Origin of the sequence: uncultured Campylobacter sp. (assembly GCF_905373215.1) — a bacterium.
GTDB lineage: Bacteria > Campylobacterota > Campylobacteria > Campylobacterales > Campylobacteraceae > Campylobacter_B.
In genome coordinates this window covers 78,971-104,624 of sequence record NZ_CAJPRT010000003.1, presented here as the reverse complement: position 1 = coordinate 104,624, position 25,654 = coordinate 78,971, and the positions used below count along the sequence as shown (strand labels likewise).

At 46.0% G+C, this 25,654-nt stretch carries 19 protein-coding genes and 1 tRNA gene; 18 read left to right on the top strand and 2 right to left on the bottom strand.

What is annotated here, in order from left to right:
- Positions 1 to 131: 131 nt before the first annotated feature.
- From QZ176_RS02660 to QZ176_RS02575, 18 genes are all read left to right on the top strand, one after another.
- Positions 132 to 920, top strand: coding sequence for a TOBE domain-containing protein (locus QZ176_RS02660; RefSeq protein WP_295151057.1), 789 nt, complete (start codon positions 132 to 134; stop codon positions 918 to 920).
- Positions 921 to 1,021: 101 nt separating this feature from the next.
- Positions 1,022 to 1,789, top strand: coding sequence for a molybdate ABC transporter substrate-binding protein (gene modA / locus QZ176_RS02655; protein WP_295151056.1), 768 nt, complete (start codon positions 1,022 to 1,024; stop codon positions 1,787 to 1,789).
- Positions 1,789 to 2,181, top strand: coding sequence for a hypothetical protein (locus tag QZ176_RS02650; RefSeq protein WP_295151054.1), 393 nt, complete (start codon positions 1,789 to 1,791; stop codon positions 2,179 to 2,181). Before modA ends, QZ176_RS02650 begins: the two co-directional genes overlap by 1 nt.
- A complete protein-coding gene (locus tag QZ176_RS02645) occupies positions 2,168 to 3,016 on the top strand; it encodes an ATP-binding cassette domain-containing protein (RefSeq protein WP_295151052.1) in 849 nt (282 codons plus the stop codon). The genes QZ176_RS02650 and QZ176_RS02645 overlap by 14 nt, the downstream gene beginning before the upstream one ends.
- 988 nt (positions 3,017 to 4,004) lie before the next feature.
- A complete protein-coding gene (gene modB / locus QZ176_RS02640; protein WP_295151050.1) occupies positions 4,005 to 4,694 on the top strand; it encodes a molybdate ABC transporter permease subunit in 690 nt (229 codons plus the stop codon).
- A 51-nt stretch (positions 4,695 to 4,745) separates the two neighbouring features.
- Positions 4,746 to 8,813: a diguanylate cyclase gene (locus QZ176_RS02635; protein WP_295151048.1), complete on the top strand. Its 4,068-nt coding sequence runs from the start codon at positions 4,746 to 4,748 to the stop codon at positions 8,811 to 8,813.
- Positions 8,810 to 9,673, top strand: a complete 864-nt coding sequence (locus QZ176_RS02630; RefSeq protein ID WP_295151047.1) for an ATP phosphoribosyltransferase regulatory subunit — start codon at positions 8,810 to 8,812, stop codon at positions 9,671 to 9,673. Before QZ176_RS02635 ends, QZ176_RS02630 begins: the two co-directional genes overlap by 4 nt.
- On the top strand, positions 9,670 to 10,920 hold the full coding sequence (locus QZ176_RS02625; RefSeq protein WP_295151045.1) for an adenylosuccinate synthase: 1,251 nt from the start codon (positions 9,670 to 9,672) through the stop codon (positions 10,918 to 10,920). The genes QZ176_RS02630 and QZ176_RS02625 overlap by 4 nt, the downstream gene beginning before the upstream one ends.
- A gap of 77 nt (positions 10,921 to 10,997) precedes the next feature.
- Positions 10,998 to 11,549 (top strand): DUF507 family protein, encoded by a 552-nt coding sequence (locus QZ176_RS02620; protein WP_295151044.1) that lies wholly within the window; start codon positions 10,998 to 11,000, stop codon positions 11,547 to 11,549.
- Positions 11,549 to 12,667 (top strand): glutamine-hydrolyzing carbamoyl-phosphate synthase small subunit, encoded by a 1,119-nt coding sequence (carA, locus tag QZ176_RS02615; protein WP_295151042.1) that lies wholly within the window; start codon positions 11,549 to 11,551, stop codon positions 12,665 to 12,667. The genes QZ176_RS02620 and carA overlap by 1 nt, the downstream gene beginning before the upstream one ends.
- A gap of 848 nt (positions 12,668 to 13,515) precedes the next feature.
- On the top strand, positions 13,516 to 14,199 hold the full coding sequence (locus QZ176_RS02610; protein WP_295151040.1) for a response regulator transcription factor: 684 nt from the start codon (positions 13,516 to 13,518) through the stop codon (positions 14,197 to 14,199).
- A gap of 276 nt (positions 14,200 to 14,475) precedes the next feature.
- On the top strand, positions 14,476 to 17,385 hold the full coding sequence (locus tag QZ176_RS02605; RefSeq protein WP_295151038.1) for a PD-(D/E)XK nuclease family protein: 2,910 nt from the start codon (positions 14,476 to 14,478) through the stop codon (positions 17,383 to 17,385).
- Positions 17,372 to 20,290 carry a RecB-like helicase gene (locus QZ176_RS02600; protein WP_295151037.1) on the top strand — a complete coding sequence of 973 codons (2,919 nt, stop codon included), beginning with the start codon at positions 17,372 to 17,374 and terminating at the stop codon, positions 20,288 to 20,290. The genes QZ176_RS02605 and QZ176_RS02600 overlap by 14 nt, the downstream gene beginning before the upstream one ends.
- Before the next feature lie 115 nt (positions 20,291 to 20,405).
- Positions 20,406 to 20,831 carry a 50S ribosomal protein L13 gene (gene rplM / locus QZ176_RS02595; RefSeq protein WP_005869672.1) on the top strand — a complete coding sequence of 142 codons (426 nt, stop codon included), beginning with the start codon at positions 20,406 to 20,408 and terminating at the stop codon, positions 20,829 to 20,831.
- A gap of 2 nt (positions 20,832 to 20,833) precedes the next feature.
- Positions 20,834 to 21,223, top strand: a complete 390-nt coding sequence (gene rpsI / locus QZ176_RS02590) for a 30S ribosomal protein S9 (RefSeq protein WP_005869670.1) — start codon at positions 20,834 to 20,836, stop codon at positions 21,221 to 21,223.
- A gap of 99 nt (positions 21,224 to 21,322) precedes the next feature.
- A complete protein-coding gene (locus QZ176_RS02585; protein ID WP_295151035.1) occupies positions 21,323 to 22,345 on the top strand; it encodes an OmpA family protein in 1,023 nt (340 codons plus the stop codon).
- A gap of 66 nt (positions 22,346 to 22,411) precedes the next feature.
- Positions 22,412 to 23,470, top strand: coding sequence for an HAD family hydrolase (locus QZ176_RS02580; RefSeq protein WP_295151033.1), 1,059 nt, complete (start codon positions 22,412 to 22,414; stop codon positions 23,468 to 23,470).
- Between the two features lie 844 nt (positions 23,471 to 24,314).
- Positions 24,315 to 24,388 (top strand) — tRNA-Gln (locus QZ176_RS02575).
- A gap of 164 nt (positions 24,389 to 24,552) precedes the next feature.
- On the opposite strand, the gene QZ176_RS02570 is transcribed toward QZ176_RS02575, so the two are convergent.
- Both QZ176_RS02570 and QZ176_RS02565 read right to left on the bottom strand, forming a co-directional pair.
- Positions 24,553 to 25,014 carry a DUF411 domain-containing protein gene (locus QZ176_RS02570; protein WP_295151031.1) on the bottom strand — a complete coding sequence of 154 codons (462 nt, stop codon included), beginning with the start codon at positions 25,012 to 25,014 and terminating at the stop codon, positions 24,553 to 24,555.
- A gap of 158 nt (positions 25,015 to 25,172) precedes the next feature.
- Positions 25,173 to 25,601 (bottom strand): hypothetical protein, encoded by a 429-nt coding sequence (locus QZ176_RS02565; RefSeq protein WP_295151029.1) that lies wholly within the window; start codon positions 25,599 to 25,601, stop codon positions 25,173 to 25,175.
- Positions 25,602 to 25,654: the final 53 nt, after the last annotated feature.

The following is a 25,654-nucleotide window of genomic DNA, read 5'->3' as shown; positions in this document are numbered from 1 at the left end:
TTTGTCAATAAAGGTAAAATTTCATATAGAATTTCCCTCTTTATAGCGCAAAATAAAGCCTGTGGCTCTTTAAGAAATATATCAGAGGATATATTATAAAATCACGTGAAAGTAAATAAGAAAGGATGAAAATGGACGCAAAATTTGCTTTGGAATTCCTGCTTGGCAACAAAGCATCGCTTTTAGCCAAACACATTAAGCTGCTTAAGGCCGTAGATGAGACTAAAAGTATTACAAAGGCCGCAGAGATCGTAGGAGTGTCGTATAAAAACGGCTGGGACGCACTAAATTTAATCAACAACGCGAGCAAAAAACCCCTCATCGTCCGCACTCAAGGCACAAAGAAAAATAGCGGCTCGGAGCTCACTCCATACGCTCACAAGCTAATTCGCGCTTATGATGCTATCAGCCACGCGGGCGAGACGTTTTTGAGTGAAATTTTAAAGCTTGACGAGATCACCGAAGAGAGCCTTCTAAGCTTAGAGAAGATCGGTATGAAGCTTTCTGCGCGAAATCAGCTAAGTGTTGAGATTACGGATGTTCAAACAGGCGCTGTAAATTCTCAAATCACGGCTAAGCTAGCAGGTGGCGAAATTTTATGCGCGACGGTAACCGTAGAGAGCGAAAAAAATTTAGGGCTGAAGGCTGGCAAGGATGTGCTGTTTTTATTCAAAGCTCCAAGCGTCATCATTGCCAAAGGAAGCTCGGAGAAGCTAAAACTTAGTACGGCGAATCAAATCAAGGGCACGATTAGCGAGGTCAAAATCGGCGCGGTAAACGCAGAGATCTGTCTAGGCACAAGCTCGCATCAAAACATCACCGCGATCATCACGCGAGAATCTGCCACCGCGATGGCTCTAGGAGTAGGAGATGAAGTAACGGCGATCATCGAGCCTAGCGAGATCATTATTGGCGCGTAATAGGGTGAAATTGGGTGCGCAAAATTTTAAAATTTAAGGCGTAAATTTAAAATTTTAGATACAATTCAATTCTCGGTGAGAGCCGAAACGAAAGGCATAAAATGAAGTTGAAAGCAGTGCTTTTAGGAATTTTAATGGCAGGCGCGCTAAGCGCAGGAGAGGTCAGCGTAGCAGCTGCTGCGAACACGACGTATGCGTTTGACGAGATCAAGGCGGAATTTGCCAGGCTACATCCGCAAACTACGCTAAACGTGAGCTTGGGTGCGAGCGGTGCGCTTAGTGCGCAGATCAAAAACGGCGCGCCGTTTGATATTTTTATGGCGGCGGATATGAAATTTGCAGACGATCTGCATAAAGATGGCTTTGCGACGGCGCCTGCCAAAACCTACGCCAAGGGCAAAGTGGCGATGTTCAGCGTGCGCGGCGTAGATCTTAGCAAGGGGCTTGAAATTTTAAAAGACCCTAGCGTCAAAACTATCACGATAGCAAATCCAAAGACCGCTCCTTACGGCACCGCAAGCGTACAGGCTTTCCAAAAAGCAGGAGTTTACGACGAGATCAAAGGCAAAATCGTAGAAGCAAAATCGATCGGCGAGGCTCTTTCGCAAGCGCTTAAAGCTTCCGACGTCGGCTTTATCGCGGCTAGCGCGATGTATGCGCCTAAGATGGCAAAGGATGGCTGCAACGACAAGCCTTGCAAGCAGGGCGAAAATTTCGTCTTGGTCGGTACCGACCTCTACGAGCCGATAGCTCAAGGCATGGTCGTGCTAAACCGCGCTAAAGACAATGCCGAAGCCAAGGCGTTTTATGATTTTATCTTAAGTGATAAGGGCAGGGCGATCTTTGCTAAATACGGATACGAGTTTTAATGATTAGAGCGAGAATCAACGAAATTTTACAAAAAGACGGCATCCATTCTGTAGGATTTATCGCGGGCGGCATCAAGCTACGTGGCGTATTTCTGCAGCTAAGTAGTGAGCTTAAGGTGGGTAGCGAAGTTTACGTGGGCTTTAAAAGCACCGATGTGCTTTTATCTCGCGAGGCCCTAAGTGGTGTATCTAGCGAAAATGAAATTCACGGCAAGATTATGAGCCTAAGCTTAGGTGAAATTCTATGCACGCTCAGGTTTGAAGGCAAGATAAGCTTTGATGTGCTCATTAGCGCGCATTCTGCGCAGGAGCTTGCTTTACGCGAGGGCGACGAGGTTTTCGCATACATTAGCGCCACTGCGATATATATAGAAAAATATGATAACGATTGATTGTAAGAAAAAAATCAGTGATGATTTCTCGATTGATGCTCGCTTAGAGATTAACAAAGGCTCGTTTGTGTGCCTATATGGGCGCAGCGGCAGCGGTAAGACTACACTGCTGCGCATTTTAGCGGGATTTTTGCGCGCAGATAGCGGTAGCATAAAAGACGGCGATCGCGTTCTTCAAGAAGGCAATGAATTCTTAAGTGCGGGTAAGCGTAGGATCGGCTTTTTGTTTCAAGACTACGCACTTTTTGAGAATATGAGCGTGACGGGTAATCTGCTTTTTGCTAGAAACGATCCGCAAAAAGCTTCGATGCTGCTTGAAATTTTAGAGCTTAGTGAGTTTGCAAAATCCGGCGTCGAGGGTCTTAGCGGCGGACAGAAGCAGCGCGTGGCACTTGCTCGCGCACTGATGCAAGAGCCTGAAATTTTGCTACTTGACGAGCCGCTTTCGGCGCTTGATTTTACGATGCGCGAAAAAATCCAAGAGTATTTGCTAAAGATCCACGAGCAGTTTCATCAGACCATAATTTTAGTAAGCCACGACGTAAGCGAGATCTATAGGCTTTGCAAGCGAGTTTATGAGATGAAGGACGGCAGGATCGTCCGCACCGGTACGCCGGAGGAAATTTTTCTTAAAACTAGCGGCTCGCAGAAGTTTTCTTTCGCGGGCAAGATTGTCGATTTGCAAGCACGCGATGGGGTCAAAGTAGCCGTCGTAGCGATCGGTAGCCAGCTGAGCGAAGTGGTGCTAAGCAATGCAGAAGTCGAGGGTTTGCAAGTAGGCGATGAGGTCAAAGCTGGCGCCAAAGCCTTTAATATCACTCTGCGTAAAATTTAAACTTGTAGGCAAGCTTTTGGGCGTGCCTGGGTGAGAAATTTCAACTAGATTAGAGATTTAAATGTAGACTCTTATGGAATTTTGCGCGGAATTTAGACGAGGAATTTTGCAAAATTTTAGCTAGATTTGCCCGTAAAATACGGTAATATTTTAAAATTTCATTCACATCGTGCTTAGATTTTCATGAAACGCAAAATTAAACGCAGGCTAGAGCGAAACTGCAATGCAAGACTAGATAGCGTGTGGAAATTAAGCTTTAAATTTTAGATTTACGTGGGCGGGCGCCGTTAAATTCCTTCTTTTTTATTAATTGGCGGTGGTCAGTTTATCTTTAAATTTAGCGGCTTTTAGCTTACTTTTTTGGCAGGAGTTGTGCGAATTCTATCATGCGATTTTGGTAAAAAATTTAATGTAAAGCTTTGCAAAAACTTAAATTTTTAGATTTGGAATTTTGCCTGGATTTTGTGGCTTTGAAATTTTAAAAGCTCTAACGGCTTGAAGCTTGCGTGTTAAACTCGCTTAATAAGAGCTGCGGCAAAATTTCATTAACCCGACTCTTTTAGGTTTATGCGAAATTTTAATTTCGTCTTGTCGGGCTCAATGTAATTCCACTAAGTTGTTCGGAGGGCGTCGTTTAGCCTATCTTGCGTGAAATTTGCGCTCAGATGAATCCTGCCCGCTCAAGTTTTAAAGCCTATTGAAGCTTTTTGAAATTTAGCTCAGCAAAATTTGTGGTCTTAAAAAACCGCCAGCTTGGTAGAGCTTAAAAGCCTGGCGAGATTTGCACGCTTGAAGGAATTTATTAGCCAAGCAATTTATAAAATTCCGCTCGCTTTAGCTTGCACGGAATTTTCAAAATTTCATTTTGCAAGACCTTATGGCTATGTGGTTTTCGCAAATTCTATCCAGCTTTGCCTCTAAATTTTAAAGTAGGGCTAGGCTTTTAAGATTTTATAGTTTGGGCCCAGCGGCTCGGCTCGGAGGATAAATGTTTGAAATTCTAAAGGGGCTCGATTACACGCCGTTTCTCGTCTCATTAAAGCTTGCGAGCTTAACGACATTTGCGTTGTTTATCATCTGCGTGCCGCTTGCATTTTTTATGGCGAGAAAAAATTTCCGCGGCAAAAGCGTGATCGAATCGATTATCTCGCTTCCGCTAGTGCTGCCGCCTTCAGTGCTAGGGTTTTACCTGCTCGTTTTTCTATCGCCGTATTCGGTGCTGGGGGAGTTTTTTGACAGACACTTCGGGCTTAGACTCGTATTTAATTTCAGCGGGCTTGTTATCGCGAGCTGTATCTACTCGCTGCCGTTTATGTTTGCGCCGCTGGTTTCGGGCTTTCGCTCGCTTCCGCGCTCGCTTTTTTGGGCGTGCGATTCGCTAGATAAGAGCTATTTTTCCAAGCTTTTTCGCGTCGCGTTGCCTGCGATTCGCCACTCCCTGCTTAGCGCCTTGGTGATCTGCTTTGCGCACACGATGGGCGAGTTCGGCGTCGTGCTGATGATCGGCGGCAGCGTGAGCGAGCAGACCAAGGTCGCCTCCATTGCGATTTACGAAGCGACTGAGACGCTGGATTTTGCGCAGGCTCACGCGTATTCGGCGCTGATGCTTATTTTTAGCTTTGCAGTGCTTTTGATTATGCATTTTTTGGGCGCGCGCGGAGCAAAAATCAAAGCTTAAATAGGCTTTAAAACGAAATTTGCTAAAATCCCGCAAAATTTGGAATTTGGCATGAAAAACAAAAAAGACTTCGTTACCGAAAGATTTAACGCCGCCTTGGTTCTAGGCGCTGCGCTACTTACGCTTGTAGTAGTTTGTGAGATTAGCTTTTTGCGCACTAGGATCGCTACGCAGCTTGATTTGCGGACGCGCACGGCGATTACTTTACTCAAAAATACCGACGAGTCGCTTTTTAGCGAGCTTGAAATTTTAAAAGAAAATATCCTTTCTTTGGACGCAAGGCATGAAGCTGCACAAAGCAAGCTTTATGCGGATTTGATCCGCAACGTCGTAAAATCTTCTCATAGATTTGACGCTATTTTTTATCTACGCGCCCGCGGCGCAGAGCAGAAGAGCTTAGCACATTTTTCATCGGATGGGCGCATTTCGGATCTTGGCGAGATACGGCTTGCGGATATCGCAAGCGAGCTAAAAAAGGAAGAATGGGTATCGCGCTATATGATGATGGATGGGGCGTGGCGGTATTTTTTGATCAAGCGCGTAAATGCTGATTCGTATCTACTAGGCTTTGCCAACACCACTAGGCCGATTGCTAGGCTCTCTTCGCTGGGAGATATTTTGGTCTTTAACGCCGAAGGTAAATTTTTTAACGCTCCTGGCAGCGCAACCGATATATTGGGGCAGGATTTTGATTTTTCACGCCTAGGCGAAGTGGTAAGCTTCGAAGACGAATCTGGGTTAAGCTTTGCCTATCTTGCGAAATTTGGAGATAATTTCGTAATGGCTCGCGAACGAGCCGGCTATTTTTTAGGCGCGGACGATTTTATCGTCGTAGCGCTAGCAACGGCGATTTTAGCTTATTTAATCCTTCTAATTTCAAATTTTACGTTTTTAAAAAAGCGCGTTTTTATCCCGCTCGCGGCAGTTCAAAACGCTCTGCGCCAAGGGGATTACCACTCCAAAATTCGCGATATAGAAGCGCTAAATCCACTAAACTCCGTCTTAGAAATTTCTAAATCCATAGATGAGGTTTTGAAGTCTAATCTGCGCCACGGCGATTTTAGCCTCAGCTTTAAAGATGCGCTAAAATACAGCTCTCTTTCTGTGCTTAGCATCGATAACGTAGCAGGCACGATCGAAAGCGCTAGTAACGGCGCACGCGAGCTTTATGGCGATGACGTCGTGGGGCGGAATATCTTCGCGCTACAAGCAGGCTCGTTTTACGATCACGCCTATCAAACCCAGCGCGCAAATTATGTCAAAGAAAACTATGTCGTAACCCGCCAAGAAACCAAAAATGGCGTCAAAGACCTCTATGTTAAAAAATCTTATATCCGCGATGGAAGTAAAATTTCAACCCTTTTTGTGGTGCTGGATGCGTCAAAATATCGCAGATTTTACGATGAAACTAAGCAAAAATATGAGTATTTAAATCACGCGCCTACCGTTACGCTCGTGTTTGACTACACTTCGGGCAAGATCGTAGATGCTAGCAAAAATATAAAAGAGCTTTGGGGCTACGAAGCGGCGCAGTTTTTAAGCGGCGAGATAAGGCTATGGGATTTACTGGATGAAAAGGACGCGAATGAGGCTAAAAATGAAATTTTAAACCGCTTAGCCGATATGCCCGCAGAAGAGCTAAGCTTTTCTCAAAGTTATAAAATTCGCCACAATGACAATATCCGCTATAGCTACGAAGTGAGCATCTATGTCAAAAAGTCCGCCGCCAGGGCTGCGTTTTATTTTCAAAATATTGATGACGATGTTAAGGCGATCCGCGGCTTGCAGGAGGATTTGGACTTTTATCGCACGGTAATCGAGACTAGGAATTTTTGCACCTGCTTAATCGATCTTGACGCGCAGACGCTATCGTTTGATAAAAATTACTTTAAAATTTTAAAATATCGCGGCAAAAGGCTAAACACTGCGATGAGCTTTGGGGAGTTTAGTTATGAAATTTACTTCGCGGATTTAGAAAATTTCAACAAAATGATCCGCGAATGCACCGCCGGGCTTAGAAATGATTTTAGCTGCGAATTCCGTCTGCGAAATGCCGCTAATGCCTATACTTGGATCAGTATGCAAGGCTACGTCACCGAAAAGCATGGCTCTCGCTCTCGCCTTGTAAAAACTACGCTCGAAGATATCAGCTCGCGCAAACAGACGGAGCTGGAGTTAAATTTAAACGCCAACGTCTTTTCGCGCTCGCTAGAGGCGATCTTAATCACAGATGAGAGCGGTCGCGTGCTGCGCGCTAATAACGCCTTTTATGAAATCACCGGCTATAGCGAAAGCCAAACTATCGGCAAAATTCCAAATTTCTTCGCTCCTACGGAGGGCGGGGCAGACGTGATGGAGAGGATTAGAAAAAATCTCGTCGGCAAACAGACCTCCTATAAAGATGAAATTTACGGGCTAAAAAGAGGCGGTGGCACCTTTCCTGCGCTATTTACGGCAATTGCGATAAAGGATGATTTTTCGCTTACTTCAAATTTCATTTTGATGTTTACTGAAATTTCGCAGATCAAGCAAAAAGAGAGCGAGCTAGCCAAGATCGCCCATCACGACGCGCTTACCGGGCTTCCAAATAGAGTGTATTTTATGAAGGCTGCGCAGAGATTTACGGCAAACTCGGGCGAAAATTCCAAGCTTATGGCGGTGCTTTTTATCGATTTTGACGGCTTTAAGGCAATCAACGACACCTACGGGCACGAGGTTGGTGATATGTTTTTGCAAGCGATCTCAAAGGCGATGAGCGGACTGCTGCGTAAAGGCGATATTTTAGCGCGCCTAGGCGGCGATGAGTTTGGCGCTATCATCGGCGATCTGCAAAGCAAGGATGCCGCGCATGTGCTATTAGACCGTCTGCTTGGAATTTCAAAGATGAAATTTAACCTCAAAGGCAATGAAATTAGCGCAAGCATCAGCGTTGGCGCAGCGTTTTACGATGGCAGCGAAAAGATCGATTTTTCAGGACTTTTATCGCGCGCCGATAGGGCGATGTACCGCGCCAAAACGAGTGGCAAAAACCGCTACTGCATCTTTGAGCGCGCCGAGGCAGACGAACCCAGCGAGGAAGGGATTGCTGCAGCGATCGAAGAAGGGGAGTTTTTCGTGCTCTATCAGCCGATCATTAGCGGCGCACAGATTTATGGATATGAGCTGCTTTTACGTTGGGATCGCGGAAAGCGCGGAATTCTTGCCCCGCAGGATTTTGCGCAGATATTAAGCGAGCCGCGATTTGAGTTGCCAATCTCAAAATTTGCGTTTTCAAAGATGATGGAATTTAACGCTCAAACGGGCGCAAACTGCTCGATAAACGTGAGTCTAGCCGTGCTTGCAAACGACGAATTTTACGATTTTGTAGCTCACAGTTTGCGAGACAGGGCTAATGCAAAAGGCGAGTTGATGTTCGAGATAACCGATTTTAGCGAGCGAAATTTTAAGGAATTCGCCCCTGCGCGTGGGCGTTATGCAGATCTTGGGATTAAATTTGCTCTTAATAGCGCAAATAAAAGCAATATCCCATTCCTGAATGCCCAACCTTTCGATGTCGTTAAAATCGACCGCGAGCTCTGCCTTGACATAGGCAAGAAAAAAAATGCTATCCGAACGATGGTGGAGATCACGGGCAAGCTAAAGCGGGAGTTTGGATTTGCTCTGGGTGCTCAAGGGGTCGAAAACGCGCTGTCGCTGCGGCTCTTAAACAATTTGAAATTTAACTATCTACAGGGAAATTTTATTGCAAAAGCGCTTGATCGCAGGGAGATAGACGCTTTCATCGCGCGATTTAAAGATACGCCGAAGCTTGCAGCCATCGACAAAGATGAGTTTATCAGCTTCTTAAACGCGCTTGATTACAAAGAGCTTGCTTTAAGCTTCATTTCGCGTGCCGATGCGGGCGATCTAAGCCCCGGAGAGTTTGAAGGCTTTAGAGCGAAATTCGGCGAAATTTTAAACAAAACTCAAAGCGCGGGCAGCGAAAAATTTGCGCTAAATACAGAAATACGTAAGCAAATTTTAGATATTCTTTCGCTTGATTATCGCGCTTTGGCAAGCTTCATTCAGAGCTTTAAAACGCGGCTGAATCAGTTCATAAGCGATTTGGAGGCAGCATGATAGATAGTGTTAGCGCCGATTTCGATCACGAGATACCCAACGGCTCGAGACTTTATTTCGGAAAGAGCGCGCAGCTCAAGCGCGAGCTGGAAAATAAAGCGAGCGAAATCCTCGTTAAAAACGGCTTTAGCGAAATTTTAACGCCATATTTTTCATATCATCAGCACCTAAGCGTCGCGCCGCAAAAGCTTCTTAAGCTCTCCGATCCCACGAACCACGAGCTAGCGCTTCGCGCAGACAGCACCGTGGACGTCGTGCGTATCGTGCGCAAGCGGCTGAAAGACGATAAGCTAAGGCGGCTATTTTACGTCCAGCCGACCTTCAAATACCCAAGCGACGAGTTTTATCAGATCGGCGCGGAGCTGATCGGGGAGAAAAATCTGCCGCTTGCGATTAAAATCGCGCAGGAATTTTTTAAAGAATTTGATCTTGTGCCCGCGCTTCAGCTAAGCAACATAGAAATTCCGAAAAAAATCTGCGAAATTTTAAATTTGCCGCTTGAAATTTTTGAAAAGGGCAAGACTGAGACGCTGCTTGAGCAAAATTTGCCTTGGCTGGATGCTACGGCTCGCGCCACGTCGCTAAAGGACGTGCAGGCTCTGCGCGCGCAGGTGCCTGAAGAGCTCGTGCCATGCCTAGATGAAATTTTAAGTCTGGGCGTGGATTACGAGCGTATCTGCGTTTCGCTGCTGTATTACTCTAAAATGCGCTATTACGATGCGCTATTTTTTAGATTTTTAGACGCGGGCGCAGTGTATTGTAACGGCGGAAATTACGAGATTGACGGGCTAAAATCCAGCGGCTTTGCGCTGCTAGTGGATGCTTTGATAGAAAAAATTATGCAAAAGGATGAGAAATGAGTAAAGTTGATGTAGTCATCGGCGCTCAATGGGGCGATGAGGGCAAGGGCAAGATCGTAGATATGATAAGCGCGAATTACGATTTCGTATGTCGCAGCAGCGGCGGGCACAACGCGGGCCACACCATCGTCATAAATGGCGAGAAATTTGCGCTGCATCTGGTGCCTAGCGGCGTGCTTCATAAAAATATCATCAACATCATCGGAAACGGCGTCGTGATCAACCCCGATGTGCTGATTACCGAGATGGCGCAGTTTGAAAATTTAAAGGGCAGATTTTTCATAAGTGAGAAGGCGTTTTTAAATTTACAGTACCACTCGCTGATCGATCAGGCACGCGAAAAGAGCAAGGGCGAGCTCGCAATCGGCACCACCGGCAAGGGCATAGGGCCTGCGTATGCCGATAAGATCGCGCGCACGGGGCACCGCGTAGCGGAGCTTTTGGAGCCTGAAAGGCTTGCCGAGGCGCTATCGCGCGATTTTGCTTCGCATGAGAGCGTTTTTGAAAAAGCGGGGGTTAAAATTCCTAGCAAGCTTGAAATTTATGACGAGCTAAAACGATATAAAAGCGCGCTCGAGCCATACATCGCCGATACGACGCACATGCTGTGGAAGGCGCTTGATTACGACAAACGCGTACTCGTAGAGGGCGCGCAAGGAAGCCTGCTTGATATCGATCACGGCACCTATCCTTACGTCACGAGCTCGACGACTATCGCGGGCGGAGCTTGCAGCGGGCTCGGGCTTGCGCCGAAAGATATCGGCACGGTGATGGGAATTTTAAAAGCCTACACCACCCGCGTGGGCAACGGCGCGTTTCCTACCGAGGATAAAGGTCCGCAAGGCGAGGCGATGCGCGAGATCGGCAAAGAGTACGGTACTACGACGGGCAGGGCTCGTCGCTGCGGTTGGTTCGACGGGGTGGCTACGAAATACGCCGTGCGCCTTAGCGGCATCGACAAGCTCGCGCTTATGAAGCTTGACGTCCTAGACGGCTTTGAGAGCATTAAAATTTGCCGTGCATATCGATACAAGGGGGAAGAGATCGATTATTTCCCGATCGATTTGGAAGCTGTCGAGCCGGTTTATGAGCAGATGCCGGGCTGGGATAGCGTCAAAGGAATTTCAAAATTTGAGGATCTGCCGCAAAACGCGCAAAATTATATCCGCAAAATAGAGGAGCTAAGCGACGCGAAGGTGGGCTTTATCTCTACCAGTCCCGAAAGAAGCGACACGATAATTTTATAAACCCGGTGAAATTTTAAAATTTCACCCGTTGCGGGCGGCGCGACCGCTCATAGAACTGAATTTAAAGGAACGAGATCATGCGAATACGACTACCACACGTGCCATATATCGCGCATAAAATAGCGCTAGATCTGCTAAACTCGGGCTGCGTTACGCTGAGTGCGGGCATAGAGCCCGTCGCCAAGGAAGCGGATGAGATCATAAGGGCCGATCTGCAAAAAGAAAGAGCGATAGACGAGCGCGCAAACGAGCTAATAGATGAGCGCATAAGCGAGCTAGATGAGATGAGCGTGAATAAAAAAGATATGTTTTGGCTCATCAAACGCCATATCGCAAACGACGAGAATTTTGAGCTAAATTTCGAGGATCGCTACGGCACCATATCGCATAAAATTTTAGAAACCGTTTGGAAGAAAAATTTGATCGATTACAAAGTCTCGGAAAATAGGCTAAAGACGATAATTTATAACGCGATCGACGAATATCTTAAAAATTATCAAAAGATTGAGGATGCGGTCTATGAAAAGATCGAGGGCTACAAGCAAAAACTGATCCCCGGCACCGAAGAATACGAGCTTGTGTTTGAAAAGCTCTACGAAGAGGAGCTAAGAAAACGGGGCATGCTGTAATGAACGCGTATATCTATATAGAAAACGGCATCTATCTGCAAGCCAAGGCGTTCGGCAAGGGAGGTAGCGCATTCGGCGAGCTCGTGTTTAACACCTCCGTCACCGGCTACGAGGAGATCATCTCCGATCCTAGTTACGCGGGGCAGTTTATTATTTTCACTATGCCTGAAATCGGTATCGTAGGTATCAACGAAAACGACAAAGAAAGCTCTAAAATCCACGCCAGCGGAATTTTTGTAAGAAATTTTAACAACGAGCCTTCAAATTTCCGCTCGCAGATGAGCTTGGAGGATTATTTTCTGCAAAACGGAAAATTCGGAGTTTACGATGTCGACACTAGATTTTTAACCAAAATGCTGCGCGATCAGGGCAGTCTGCGCGCCTTCGTCTCTACCGAGATCAGCGATAAGACGGCTCTTAAAAAGGCGCTTAGCGAGTCTGCGCGCATAGAAGAGATCAACTACGTAAGCATCGTAAGCACGAAGGCGCCGTATAAGCACACATCGGGTCGCTGGGATGCCGCACGCGGAAGCTACGCGCAGCCCGCAAGCTGCGGCAAAAAGATAGCCGTGATCGATTACGGCGTCAAGCGAAACATCCTAAACGAGCTTTGCGATCTAGGGCTCGAAGTAGAGGTTTTTCCGCACGACGTTAAAGCGGAGAGCCTGATCACTAAGCTTAAAGAGGGGCAGATCGACGGCGTGTTTTTATCAAACGGCCCGGGCGAGCCTCGCATGCTTAAAGAGGAGATCGCGCAGATTAAAAAGATGGTGGGGGCCCGCGTGCCGATTTTTGGAATTTGCCTAGGTCATCAGCTGCTAAGCAACGCGATGGGGTATGAGACCTACAAGCTGAAATTCGGCCAGCACGGCGCAAACCACCCCGTGCAAAACCTGCGCACCAAATCGATCGAGATCACCGCGCAAAACCACAACTACAACGTCCCCGAAACGATTGCGCAGATCTGCGAGATCACGCATCGAAATCTTTTCGACGGCACGATCGAGGGGGTAAGATACAGAGACTATCCCGTATTTTCGGTGCAGCACCACCCCGAAGCCAGCGCGGGGCCTACCGAGAGCAAATATATCTTCAAAGAATTTCTTGAAATTTTATGATTTTTAAAATTTTGCCCGCATGAAATTTTACCGCGACCCTGCGGTAAAATTTTAAATTTACGGCAAGCTTTAAATTTTAATGCGGTCTTTGCGTCGTAAATTTAAAGCTCGTCGCAGCCTGGATAATTGCAGGCTGGAGCGGTACGCAAAGCGCGCTTTTGCGAACTAAGGATTGCCGCAGTGATTTTGGATTAAGCGGTTTTTGTATGAAGCGATCTGTGCTAGTCGAGGTTTTAAATTTAAACCGGCTGCGCGCCGCATGCTTTTTATTCGTGCGATTTCGTGTCCGTATAACTTCTAAGCTCGCAGCTAAATTTCATGCGTTTTAAATTTAAAAATTGGACTTGGCGCACTTAGCCCTTTCAAAACAGATCGATCCTGCGGTACATTTCGCATGGCTTCAAGCCCTTTAAATTTGACGAGCCGTCTTGTTGCTGCAAAGTTATACCAATAAACGCTTTGCCGCCCGTAGAATTTTTTCTAGCGCCGTTTACCTACTAAAACCTTATCGGCGCCGTTTTTATTGCTCGCTAAAGATCGTCTGTCTAAAATAAAATTCTGCCCCGTCGCGTAGTGAAATTTTACCTGCGCCAGCTTTAAAATTTTACTTTCAGCCGTTATTAAATCTCTTTCGTACCGATAAGATTTAGCCCGCATCACTTTAAATTTTGCCCATTCCTATGGTGTGGTTTTTATCCACGCTTCTTTTTTAATCCCGCCCATATTTGACCTAAAATAAGAGTTGTGTTACTTTATGAAATTAAATTTTTAACTTAACATTATTTTAAGCTCAATAAAAGAGAAAATTTGAAAGAATTTCGTTTGAAATTTCGCCTTAGGGGTCTGCTATGAGCTGCGCTTTAAAAGAGCTGGACGTCTTGCTAGTCGAGGATGATACTAAATTACTAGCCTCGCTGCATAAGGCGTTTGAGGGTATTTTTAATAACGTTTACAATGCCCAAAACGGGCTTGAAGGTGTGAAAAAATTCAAAAAATTTAGCCCCAATCTCGTCATTACCGACATTCTAATGCCGATCGAGGATGGGTTAGCGATGATACGTCAGATTAAGCAGATCTTTCCACATGCCCCTATCGTGGTGCTTAGCGGCTTCGGTAGGGAGGAGCAGCTAAAAGGCGTTATGGAGATTGGCGTCGAGCGGTATTACTTTAAGCCGGTAGATATCGCCGCATTTGTGCTAGAGATAAGTGCGCTGATGAAGTCTAAGCTGGACTCGGTACGAGTCGTAAATATGGGTGCGGGCTACGTATTTGACGGGCTTCGCCGTATTTTACTGAAGGATGGCGAGCAGATCGTGCTTACTAAAAAGGAGCTTTCTTTTGTCTCGCTGCTAGCCAGTCGCGTGGGCGAGCTGGTGCTTTACGAGGAGATCAAGCGTTACGTCTGGACCGAAGGGGCCGTGAGCGATACGGCGCTTCGCACCTTCGTCAAGCGTATCCGCGATAAAGTGGGAGGCGAAATCATAAAAAACGTCCCGAGCCTGGGATACAAGATCGAGCTTGAGCCTGCTTAAATTCCGTCGCGTTTTTGCCGCTTTGTAATTTACGGAATCCACTCGTAAAATTTTGCGTCGAAATATGTCGCGACATAATGTGTAGCGAGGCATATTTCCGCGCTCAGAGCGCCACAGATTAAAATTTTACGCTCATCCAACTTACTAAATTTGACTTGATAAAATTTAGCCTCTCAAGCTTTTTAAAAACTTCTTTGCTTAAAAGCCCAAACTAAAAATTTCTTGCTAAAATATCGCAAAATTCCGCGTTCTGCGAATCGCTCTAAAGGATTTGTTTTGAAAAATTTGCCCTCTAAAAATCTCTTTGTCTACACCAGCTCGCGTGCGCTACGCGCGGCGCTGCAAAACGAGAGCGGCGGCGTGCTGGCGCCTAGGATTACTTTGGCGGAATTCTACGAAAAGGCGCTTTTTGTACCGGATCTTGTCGCTTGCGGCGAGATAGATCGCGCGCTTTTTATGAAGCAGGCGGTAAACGAGAGCAAGCGCGCAGGCGAGAGGCTTAAATTCCCTAGTGAGCTTTACGAGTTTATGCGCAACCGCGAGTATCTTTTCGGTTTTTTCAAGGAGCTTGCGACGGAGCGCGTGAGTATCGATGCGCTCGATCTTAGCGACACCTACGCGTGGTACGCCGAGCATTTTGAAATTCTGCGAGAGCTAGCGAGGGCGTATGCAAGGATTTTGCGCGAGCATGGATTTTACGACGAGATCACGCTGCCCGCGCTTTATGAGCTAAACGAGTCCTATCTGCGCGGATTTGAGCGGATAGAAATCAACATCGACGGCAATCCCAGCGCATTTGAGTTCGAGGTTTTTAAGCGCGCTGCAGAGCTTAGCGAGGTCGTACTGAGCTTTAGAGCCACGACTTTAAATTCTAAGCCCGTGCGCGCAGTGGAGGAGCTTTGCGGCATAAGCCTAGAGTTAGGTTTTGCATACCGCGTAAATCTTGGTACGGGTGAAATTCTAAGCCGAGGGCTGCTAAGCGTGGGCGGAGCGGTTGTGTGTAGAGGCTTTGAGCTGCGAAGCTTGCAGGCGAGCTATGTTTTTGAAAAAATTTCATCCTTCGTGCGCGCGGGCATCGCGCCGGAGCGCATCGCGGTAATTTTGCCCGACGAGAGCTTTGCCGGCACACTGCGGCTTTACGACGAGCGCATCGCAAGGGCTCGCAGCTCACACCGCATGCTAAATTTCGCGATGGGCGAGAAGCTTAAAGATAGCCTATTTTACGTAACGCTAGAGAAAATTTCGCAGTGCTTAAAAGAAGCACGCATGCCGAAATTTGGCGTAGATTACCACGCAATTAAAAGCCCGGATGGAGGATTTTTGGATACAAAGGATTCCGCGGTACAGCAAAATTTAGCGCTAGGGAATTTCGCTTCGGAGAATTCTATTTCGCAAAATTTCGCACAGCAAAATTTTGCGTTTGATTGCGAAATTTTTTCAAATTCTAAAACGGATTTAAATTTTATGTCTGCGCGAGAGTTTGAAAATACGGAAAATTTTGAAATTCTACACGAAATTTCAGGGGAACGCACGCATAGCGCGGAAGAGCAAAGCCTTTCGCTAGATCTTGCAGAGTTTCAAGAGTCCTTGGAGTGTACGCAGCAGCCCGATTATTCGGTTAGCGCAAAACGGCAGGAGCTTTTAAAGCAGCAAGAGAGCCTACGATACTCTATGCAACTGGAGCATATAGAGCTTGAGGAAGAAGATGGGTATTCAAAAAGCCCTGAGCGGCGCGATCGCTTTAGGCGCTCTAAAATATGCGAGGGCGCAGATGAGTATCCGCAGCGCCCAAACCCACAGGAGCTTGATCTGTTTTTTGCGAGTGTGGGCGTTGATGAGGCGCTTTTTGGCGAGTTCGCACGCGATTTTGCAAAGCAAGTAAGCTTCGAGCATTTCGAGGCGCTAATTGCCAAGCTCGCCTGTTTGCCTAAAATTAGCGACGCGCTGCTGCAAGAAAAGCTAAAAGAGCCGCTATATCTAATTAAAATTTTACTTCGAAAATTTAAGGACGAAAACCTAAGCTTGGGCAATCTGATCGATCTTTTTTTGTTAGAAATTTCGCGCATTAAGCTCGATGATGTTCGTGGCGGAAAGGTCACGGTAATGGGACTTTTAGAGAGCCGTGGGCTACAATTTGACGGCGTGATAATCCCCGATTTTAACGATGATCTAGTGCCTAAGCGCAGTAGCGGAGAGATGTTTTTAAACTCCGCTTTGCGCGCTAGAGCAGGGCTTATCAGCCACACAGATCGCGAAAATTTACAAAGATTTTACTACGACGGCTTGCTAAGAGGCGCTAAAAAAAGCGCGATTTGCTATCTGCAAAGCGTCGAGAAACTGCCTTCGCGGTTTTTGAAAAGCTTTGAAGTGCGACAAGACGCGGAATTTTCGCAGGAGGATTATTTGCGGCTTTTTGGGCGAGAGGAATTTAAGCCCGCCTTATGCGGACAAGAAGATCCCGTGGCTCGCCATGATTTTTTTGCCGAGGAGCTATCGTTTTCGCGGCTGGATACGTTTTTAGAATGCAAGAGGAAGTATTATTACCGCTACGTTTTCGGGCTGAAGGAGGGGCTAAAATTTGGCGAGGATAATGCGCTTTTGGGCAAAATTTTACATACGAGTTTTCAGCGTTTATATGAGCGAGCGGGGATAAAATTTAGCATGGAAAAATTCCGCTCTATTTATTCGCAGCTTGCGCGAGAAGCGGGCATCGCGCGCTTTGATGCGGAGCTTGAACTAAAATCGGTAGAAAAGCTAGCTGGGCTTTTAGAAGGGCATGAGCAAATTTGGAGCTTTAGCGGTAGCGAAGTATCGCTAAAAGGCGAGCTTGACGGAGTACGGCTGAGCGGGCGGATCGACCGCATCGACGAAGACAAGACGGGGCGGAAGTTCATCATAGATTACAAACGTGGTTCAGCTAAAAAACATATGGAAAAATTCCAGCTTACGTTTTATCGCGCGCTTTTAGCCCAGGAGTGCGAATGCGCCTATCTATCGCTAAAAGACTGCGCGTTTGCAGCTCCTGGCGACAAAACGCCTAGCTTAGAAAATCTACGCGAGACGCTAAGCTCTATCGGCAAGGAATTTGCAAGCGAGGTTGCTTTTACGCGCACGGAGGCGGTGCAAAGCTGCGAATACTGCGATTATAAAATCATTTGCAAGGGGCAGATCGATGGCAAAATTTGAAAATTATCTGGCGCTTGAAGCAAGCGCAGGCAGCGGCAAGACCTTCAATCTCGCAGTGAGGTTCATCGAGCTGGTGCTGAAGGGCGAACCGATCAATGAAATTTTAGCGCTTACCTTCACCAAAAAAGCTGCTGCTGAGATGAAAACGCGCATCGTGGAGAAATTTCAAAATTTGCTGCTTTTGCAGGATGGTTCGTTAAAGCCTAGCGCCGAGCTGGAGCAGATTTGTGCTGATTTAGGGCTAAGCGTGGATGAGGTTTTGGCAGCGCAACAGCGCCTACTGCCTAAATTTTTAAGCGAGAGCCTAAACGTCTTTACCTTCGATGCGTTTTTTGCAAAAGCTCTGCGCTCTTTTGCGCTAAACAGCGGCATCGATCCAAGCTTTGAAAACGACGAAAGCATACTAGGCGTGCAGCAGGCGGCGTTTTTAGGCGCGATTTGTAAAAACGAAGCGCTATTAAGAGAGGTCGTGGACTACGTAAGCGACTCAGGAATGACAAAGGGCGAGTTTCTAAATAGCTTGCAAAGCATTTGGAGAGGCGATATAAGCATAAATCCGCCCACGCTTCCTGCAAGCTCCGCGCTAGCAGAGATAAATGAAATTTTATCCCACTTGCAAAAAGCGGCGAGAGATGCGGGCGTAAGCGCGGGAGCCGTAAATGGGCTAAGCCCTGTTAGCGATTTGTCAAAATTATCCTCTGGTTTCATTCTTTCGGCTCTTGCCAACGGTAGTTTCGATTATCCGCGCTCACAGCTTAAAAAAATTTCGCATCTTGACGGCGAGCTAGCAAGGCTAAAAGACGCCATAGCTCGCGAAATAGCGTGGATGGATGCGACATATGCGGCTAAGCTGGCAGGACTAATTAAAATTTATGCCGAAGCGCTTAAATCAGTGCAGCGCAAAAGCGGCAAGCTTACATTCGGCGATGTCACCGCAGCCGTGCACTCGTTGTTAAATCCAAGCGCAGAGGCATTGCAGGGCAACCGCGAGCTTTTGTATTTCAGGCTCGATTCTAAAATCACGCATATTTTAATCGACGAATTCCAAGATACCGACATTTGCCAGTATGAAATCATGCTGCCGCTAATCTCTGAAGCGCTTGCTGGCAAAGGGGTGAAGGAGTGCTGCGGTAGTTTTTTTTACGTAGGCGATAAAAAACAGAGCATCTATAAATTTCGCGGCGCAGAGAGAAAAATTTTTGATATTTTGCGCGAGCAGTTTAGTCAAATCAAAACGCAGAGTCTGCCGCGCAATTATCGCAGCTTGAAACTCATTGTAAAATTTGTAAATGAGATCTTGCGCGATAAATTTGCGTCTTATGAAGATCAAATCGCAGCAAATAAGCTAGATAGCGATCTGCCTGCTTCGGTGCTGCAAAAAATCAAGGACTATCCGCTTTCCCATCCGCAAATGCCGCTATTTGAGGTACAAAGCGACGATTACGGCTACGTAGCGGCATTTTCATACGACGACGTGCTAAAGGGGGCTGCGGAGCAAGCGCGCAGACTTGTTGAGGAGTGCGGTATAAGAGCTGATGATATCGCGATTTTATGCTGGAAAAACGAGCATGTAAGCGCGCTAAAAGAGATGCTATCAGAATTCTGCGAGGTGTGTAGCGGCTCAAATAAGGCTCTGCGTTGCAGCGAGCAGGTAAATGCCGTAATTCAGTACGCGAAATTTTGCGTAGGTGGCGATGAAATTTATCTGCGAAACGCCGAAGTGATTTTGGGTAGGCGGCTTAAAAAGATAGCGGTCGATTTGCATAAAAATGCGCAAAAAACGGCAGAATTTATAGCTAGCTCGCTGAAATTAAATTTTGTCGATCCGGATCTGCTGCTATTTTTTGAGACGCTGGCAAAATTTAATAGTTTTAGCGAGTATCTGTTTGCAAACGACGAAACGGAGGTATTTGCCAAGGAACAAAGCGGCATTAAAATTATGACTGTGCATAAGTCCAAGGGGCTTCAGTTCCCGCACGTAATCGTTTGCGACCGCATCGGAGGAAAAAACCGGGGCGAGAGCTCAAAGCTCGCGACGGACTATGATTTTGCCACGCATAAGTGGAGAATTTTTTATAAATTTGCGAGCAGAAAGAGCCTGGATACGGAATTTGCAGCATTAATGGATGAAAACGATCGCTCTGCGCATGAAGAGGATATAAATAAGCTCTATGTGGCATTTACCCGCGCCGAACGCTCGCTCATCATCGTAAAACGCTCCGAGGCAAAAATAGATCAATACAATTATAGCTTTTTTTCGCCTTACGCTAAAAAGACCAAGGGTGCGGGCGTCGTGGAGTGGCTGGATATACCGGATTTTCAATACGGCTACGTAATTCCAAGCTCCGTAAAATCAGAAGAGCAGCCGCCGCAAAAAAAGATCGCGCTCGTAGCGGGCGAGCCTCAAGGCGCGCAAGAAAAGGCTAGCGGCGGCGAAACGGAGGCGCTAAGCGCGATATATTTCGGCGAGGCGCTGCACTATGCTCTGGAGATGAGCGAAGGCTTTGCTGCAGATGAAATTTTACGAGGAGTAAGCCTGGCAAGAGGTCGCTACGCTAAATTTTTAAACGATGCAGATTTTGAAAATATCGCGGCGCGGGCGCTAGGACTAAGCAAAAACGAGGAATTTTTAGCTCTGATAAGAGGCGCTCAAGCTTATAAAGAGATGCCAATTAAAAGCGCGGAGGGTGATCTTTTGCGCGTAGATCTGGCATGCTTTAGGCAGGATGAAATTTTGCTTTTTGATTACAAAAGCTCCGAAAAATACCTCGCGCAAAACAAAGCTCAAGTGGCGCGATATAAAAGCGTGATCCGCGAGTTTTATCCGCATGCGCGAGTGCGCGCCTTCGTGCTGACTCTCGAAGCTGCGGGCGCTAGGCTGATCGAAGTAAATGAGGAGGGATAAAATTTTAAAGCTTAGATAAAATTTGAGCGCAGATAGATTAAAGATAGCTTAAATTAAGCTATACGTAAGGATATTTCTATATAATCACAGCTCAAATTTTAATAAGGCGGAAACCATGACAGAAATTACAAAGCCTAGCGAAGTTAAGCGCGACTGGGTCGTTATCGACGCGACCGACAAAAGATTCGGTAGGATGCTTACCGAAGTCGCCGTATTGCTACGCGGCAAACACAAACCAAGCTATACTCCAAACGTGGATTGCGGAGATTACGTCGTTATCATCAACGCTTCAAAAGCCGTATTTACCGGCAATAACAAAGGCGACGATAAACTTTATCACAGCTACTCGGGCTATTTCGGAAGCGTAAAGAGCGTGAAATTTCAAGACCTGCTTAAAAATAATCCCGCAAAGCTCTACAGGCTTGCGGTTCGCGGTATGCTTCCTAAGACGAAGCTCGGCAAGGCGATGATCAAAAAGCTATTCGTATATGAAGGCGGCGAGCACCCTCATACTGCGCAAACAACTAAAAAAGGAAAATAATCATGGCGACAATTTATGCAACCGGAAAGAGAAAAACTGCCGTAGCTAAGGTTTGGGTAAAACCGGGAAGCGGCAAAATCGTAGTAAACGGCATGGATCTAAACACCTGGCTAGGCGGTCACGAAGCGATTAAGCTAAGAGTCGTTCAGCCGCTTTTGGCGACTAAACAAGAGACCTCGATGGATATCACTGCACAGACTTTGGGCGGCGGATATTCGGCTCAAGCGGATGCGCTAAAGCACGGAATTTCAAAAGCGCTTGCCGCGATGGACAAAGATTTTAGGGCGGCTCTTAAGCCAAAAGGTCTGCTAACTCGCGATAGCCGCGTGGTTGAGCGAAAGAAATTCGGTCGCCGCAAAGCGCGTAGAAGTCCACAGTTCTCTAAGAGATAATGTTTTTTACAAATTTGTGGCAAAATTGTCGCAAATTTGTAAATTCTTTAAAAATTTTATGGTAATATCGAATTATAACTTTATTTGAAAGGATGTTTAATGAAGAAAGTTCTACTTGCATTAAGCTTGTGTGCATCCGGCGCATTGTTCGCTAGCGATGCTGATTATCACTGGGAGATCACCCCTACTATTGGCGGAATGACTCATGAGGGTAATATGGATTTGGATTCGAATTTTATGTTCGGTCTACGTCTTGCCAAAAATTTACAAGATTCGTTTATCGATCAAGTAGAGGTTGGTTTTGATTACTCTCGCAATATTGGCGTAGAGGATTTAGCTCACAGAGTAGGCAACGATAAGCCTGACGCTAAATATTATCACATCAATGCTGTAAAAGATTTGGTAAATTTCACCGATAATTTCAAATTATACGGCTTGCTAGGTCTTGGATATATGGATTACACTAAAGACGTTTACAACGATGGCGATCAAGATAGCGGCTTCGGTCAATACGGCTTGGGTCTAAAATACTATATTACCGACAATTTTGCTACAAAACTTGAAGCACGCGATGCTATCAGATTTGACGACGGCAACCACGTATTATTCTATACTCTAGGTTTTGCAGTTGATTTTGGCAAGAGATATGCTGACGCAGCCCCAGCTGCCGCTCCGGCTCCTACAGGCTGCAAAGACGCAGATAACGACGGCGTATGCGATAATGTCGATAGATGCTCAGGCACACCTGCTGGCGTAGTTGTTGATGAATATGGCTGCGAGAAAGTTATTAGATTAAATTTGGGCGTAAATTTCGCTACAGATAGCTCAAAAATTTCCCCTGAGTTTATGAACCAGATTAAAAACGTAAGCGACGTGCTAGTAGCTCACCCTGATTACAAAGTAATTCTAGAGGGTCACACCGATAGCACCGGTTCGAATGCATATAATCAAAAGCTTTCCGAGCGCAGAGCTGCTGCTGTTGGAGGTGCGCTTAAGAGCTTCGGCGTAGATGCTAGCAGAATCACCACTGTAGGATACGGCGAGACTAAGCCTATCGCTACAAACGCTACTAAAGCAGGCCGCGCTCAAAATAGACGCGTAGATGCTAAATTTAGAAAATAATCTTTTCTAGATCCACATAAGCGGAGCTTCGGCTCCGCTTTTTTTATATCCAAATTAAATTTTAAAATGCCAAAATTCCAAATTACACTGCTTTTCGATCTGGACGGCACGCTCATAGACTCCACGCCCGCGATACTGGATGGCTTTCACTACGCGTTTACGCATTTGGGCGCTGCAGAGCCTGGCGACGAAGCGATTAAAAAGCTTATCGGGCATCCGTTAGAGGTAATGTTTGAGCGTCTAGGTGTGACGCGCGATGTGCAGAATTTCGTGTTCGCCTACAAACAGCGATACGCGCAGACTTTTTTGGATCAGACCGTTCTGCTAAGCGGTGCGTTCGAAGCGGTTCGTGCGGCGAGCGAGTTTGCAAACTTAGGCGTCGTGACGACCAAGACATCGAAATTTTCTAAAATTTTATTGCAGCATCTTGGCATCGCTGATCTTTTTGGCACCATCGTCGGACGAGAGGATGTGAAAAAACCCAAACCAAGCGCCGAACCGATCTTAAAGGCGCTCGAAAATTTAGGAATTTGCGGCGCGACCACTAGCAAAAGTTCAAATACAATTAGCAGTAAAGCTTGCTATGCTACTGCCGATGAAAATACAAGCGCTGCTAGCAGGAACGCGATTTTGAGTGAAATTTCAGCGCCTGATTTAAAGAGCCTTCCTGCGCTTGATCCTGATTCTAGCAAAGTTTTCGAGCAAAATTTAAGCAGCATCGCGAGTCAAAATTCCGATACAATTTCGCTTAAAAATTTAAGCGAAGCGATTGGTATTAAATATAAAGCTGGCGATAATAGCCAAAAGAGCGGTGTCGGCATCGAGGGTGAGAGCGATAAAGGCGGAGCGCGCGGCAGTAAAATTTATGATGTGCATGAGCTAAATTCCACTCCTTGTTATGACAAAATTTGCAGTGACGAAATCACGCCTTCTGTAAGCCAAAATATCTTTATGATCGGAGATACGTCGCTTGACGCCATCGCGGCAAAGTCGGCAGCGGTGCGAAGCGTCGGCGTGAGCTGCGGCTACGGCAGCGCCTCGGAGCTACGGGCGCACTTCGAGTTCGTATGCGCGGACGCAAAAGAGGCGGTTGAGCTAATACGCGGAATTTCATCGAAATTTTAGGCGCGACGGAGCGAAATTTTTCTAGCTTCGATGCACTATTTTTGCAAATACTTATAAGCGAACCCGTGCCCGAAATTTAAAATTTGAAATTCCAATTAATTTTGCGTTTTAAACAGCACGCGATATAAATGTCCGCGCTATTTAGCTGGAGGGCAAGGCGCTTTCTAAGTGTTCAAACGATACGCGGAGTTAAATTTCGCAATTTCTACTCTGGTCTAGCAAATAGCCCGTGCCGTATTAACGATGCATGAGAGATTTCACTCTGTTCGTCGTGCTTGATCTGATTCGTCAATGTTCGGTATTAACAGCGTATGGGAAAATTTTGCTACCTCGAGCAATTGTGTTGTATTCATTTTCGGTTTGTATTAACACAATGTACTGGAAAATCTTGCCGTAGCCAAATTTTACGCAATTTCATAATGTCTTTTGAGCCTATAAAAGGCTTTTTGCAATAAATTTTATGCAAGCTTCGCGCTCAAATTTTGGTTTAATTTTAGTTTATACCCCCCCATTTAATCGTGATAAATTATATGCTACGCTTGCGGCGAGCACTAAACATATATGTTTTGAAGGCAGGCTTATATGATAAAATTTCATCCTGCGACAAATAGCTCGCAAAGGCGTAAATATAGGATAAACTAGCCAAATTTTAAAATTTAGCTCCGCGATGATAGCCATATTCTTTTATCGAAGCCTATGAAAGCAGCGTTAGCTTTTGCGTTTTAATTTTATCGTTTCGGCGCAGTAGGGCTTTAAATTTAATATAAAATTTTACGAAATTTTAAAATTCCGCCCGCTCTTATGCTTTTTTAAAGCAAAATTCTATAAAATACCGCTTCCGCAATGGGCTATCGTCTAATGGCAGGACAACAAACTCTGGATTTGTGAATATAGGTTCGACCCCTATTAGCCCATCCACTTAAATTTTTAATCCCCTTTATCATAGCTAGCGTCTGAAATTAATTTACGCGTCATTTTTGCAGATCGTGGCAGCATTCGCCGGCTAAAGTAAATTGTGCCAAGCCATAAATAGGCAAAATTTTATCGAACCAATAAGTAAGTTGCCGCTTTAAAGCGGCGGATTATTTGATTTTTTCTTTGCCTTTGTAAGTGGCGATGCTTTGATACGAGCCATCCTTTTTAAACGCTACCACATCATAGACCTCGGGCTGTGAGCCTTGCTCCATACCTGGCGCTTCTAGCGGCATGCCAGGCACTGCTATGCCGATGACGTCTTTAGGCTTATTTTTTAGTAGCGTGCGGACTTCGCCTGCTGGCATATGTCCTTCGACTACATACCCGTCTATGATCGCGGTGTGGCAGCTAGCGAGCTCCAGCGGAAGTTTGAGCTCATTCTTCTTCTGGATAAGCGGCTCGTCAGCCAGCGAAATCATCTCGACTTCAAATCCGTTTTGCTCCATGTATTTTGCCCAGTTGTGACAACAGCCGCAGCTCTCGCCGTGATAGACCTTGATGTGTTCACCCGCCGCCGCATAGCTACCTAATGCCGCTAAAAGCGCACCTACAAATAAAATTTTCTTCATATTTTACTCCAGTGATTAAAAGTCCTCGATTATACAATACGAATAGTAAATTTTTAAGAGCGAACCGTAGGATTTTAAGATTAGATTTGGCGAAGCATACCCGCTCGTAAGCCGAAATTTTACGAAATTTTAAAATTTCGGCGTCGCGGATAAATTGGTTATAGGCACTGAGACAGTGCTGATTTGATAGCGGATTTTGATACGTAGCCTTCCGAGTCGCTGGTAAGTGATACGTCGCATCCTGGCTTATAGTTTTTCCAGGTGTAGATATTGCCATTGTCTTCGGTTGTTTTGATGGAGTCTGGCTGTTTATTCCACGCAGAAATTACTTGGTTGATATGAAATGCATCGCTACGATCTTTCGGCGCATTAGTCATGCCTGTGCTATCGGGCAAGGTCGTTTCGACCATATCAGTGGTGCCTGCGGTGGAAACCTCTTGGACTTTATCATTTACGCCGCCGATATTTGTTTTACTGCTTTGGGATTTTGTTTGATTGCGTACTCCGCTTGGTTCGTTGGATATATTCCAGTTGGAACAACCGATAAAAAATACCGCTGCTATGAGCGCAGCTATTAAATTTCTCATAAAATTCTCCTTCAAAAATTTCGTTGCGATAGTAGCACATTTATCTTTAGTTT

Coding starts and splice junctions, on each gene's coding strand:
- QZ176_RS02630 (WP_295151047.1), top strand. CDS start 8,810: ATGATAGATAGTGTTAGCGCCGATTTCGATCACGAGATACCCAACGGC.
- QZ176_RS02625 (WP_295151045.1), top strand. CDS start 9,670: ATGAGTAAAGTTGATGTAGTCATCGGCGCTCAATGGGGCGATGAGGGC.
- rplM (WP_005869672.1), top strand. CDS start 20,406: ATGACAGAAATTACAAAGCCTAGCGAAGTTAAGCGCGACTGGGTCGTT.
- carA (WP_295151042.1), top strand. CDS start 11,549: ATGAACGCGTATATCTATATAGAAAACGGCATCTATCTGCAAGCCAAG.
- modA (WP_295151056.1), top strand. CDS start 1,022: ATGAAGTTGAAAGCAGTGCTTTTAGGAATTTTAATGGCAGGCGCGCTA.
- QZ176_RS02620 (WP_295151044.1), top strand. CDS start 10,998: ATGCGAATACGACTACCACACGTGCCATATATCGCGCATAAAATAGCG.
- QZ176_RS02580 (WP_295151033.1), top strand. CDS start 22,412: ATGCCAAAATTCCAAATTACACTGCTTTTCGATCTGGACGGCACGCTC.
- QZ176_RS02600 (WP_295151037.1), top strand. CDS start 17,372: ATGGCAAAATTTGAAAATTATCTGGCGCTTGAAGCAAGCGCAGGCAGC.
- QZ176_RS02610 (WP_295151040.1), top strand. CDS start 13,516: ATGAGCTGCGCTTTAAAAGAGCTGGACGTCTTGCTAGTCGAGGATGAT.
- QZ176_RS02645 (WP_295151052.1), top strand. CDS start 2,168: ATGATAACGATTGATTGTAAGAAAAAAATCAGTGATGATTTCTCGATT.
- modB (WP_295151050.1), top strand. CDS start 4,005: ATGTTTGAAATTCTAAAGGGGCTCGATTACACGCCGTTTCTCGTCTCA.
- QZ176_RS02660 (WP_295151057.1), top strand. CDS start 132: ATGGACGCAAAATTTGCTTTGGAATTCCTGCTTGGCAACAAAGCATCG.
- rpsI (WP_005869670.1), top strand. CDS start 20,834: ATGGCGACAATTTATGCAACCGGAAAGAGAAAAACTGCCGTAGCTAAG.
- QZ176_RS02650 (WP_295151054.1), top strand. CDS start 1,789: ATGATTAGAGCGAGAATCAACGAAATTTTACAAAAAGACGGCATCCAT.
- QZ176_RS02565 (WP_295151029.1), bottom strand. CDS start 25,601: ATGAGAAATTTAATAGCTGCGCTCATAGCAGCGGTATTTTTTATCGGT.
- QZ176_RS02635 (WP_295151048.1), top strand. CDS start 4,746: ATGAAAAACAAAAAAGACTTCGTTACCGAAAGATTTAACGCCGCCTTG.
- QZ176_RS02585 (WP_295151035.1), top strand. CDS start 21,323: ATGAAGAAAGTTCTACTTGCATTAAGCTTGTGTGCATCCGGCGCATTG.
- QZ176_RS02570 (WP_295151031.1), bottom strand. CDS start 25,014: ATGAAGAAAATTTTATTTGTAGGTGCGCTTTTAGCGGCATTAGGTAGC.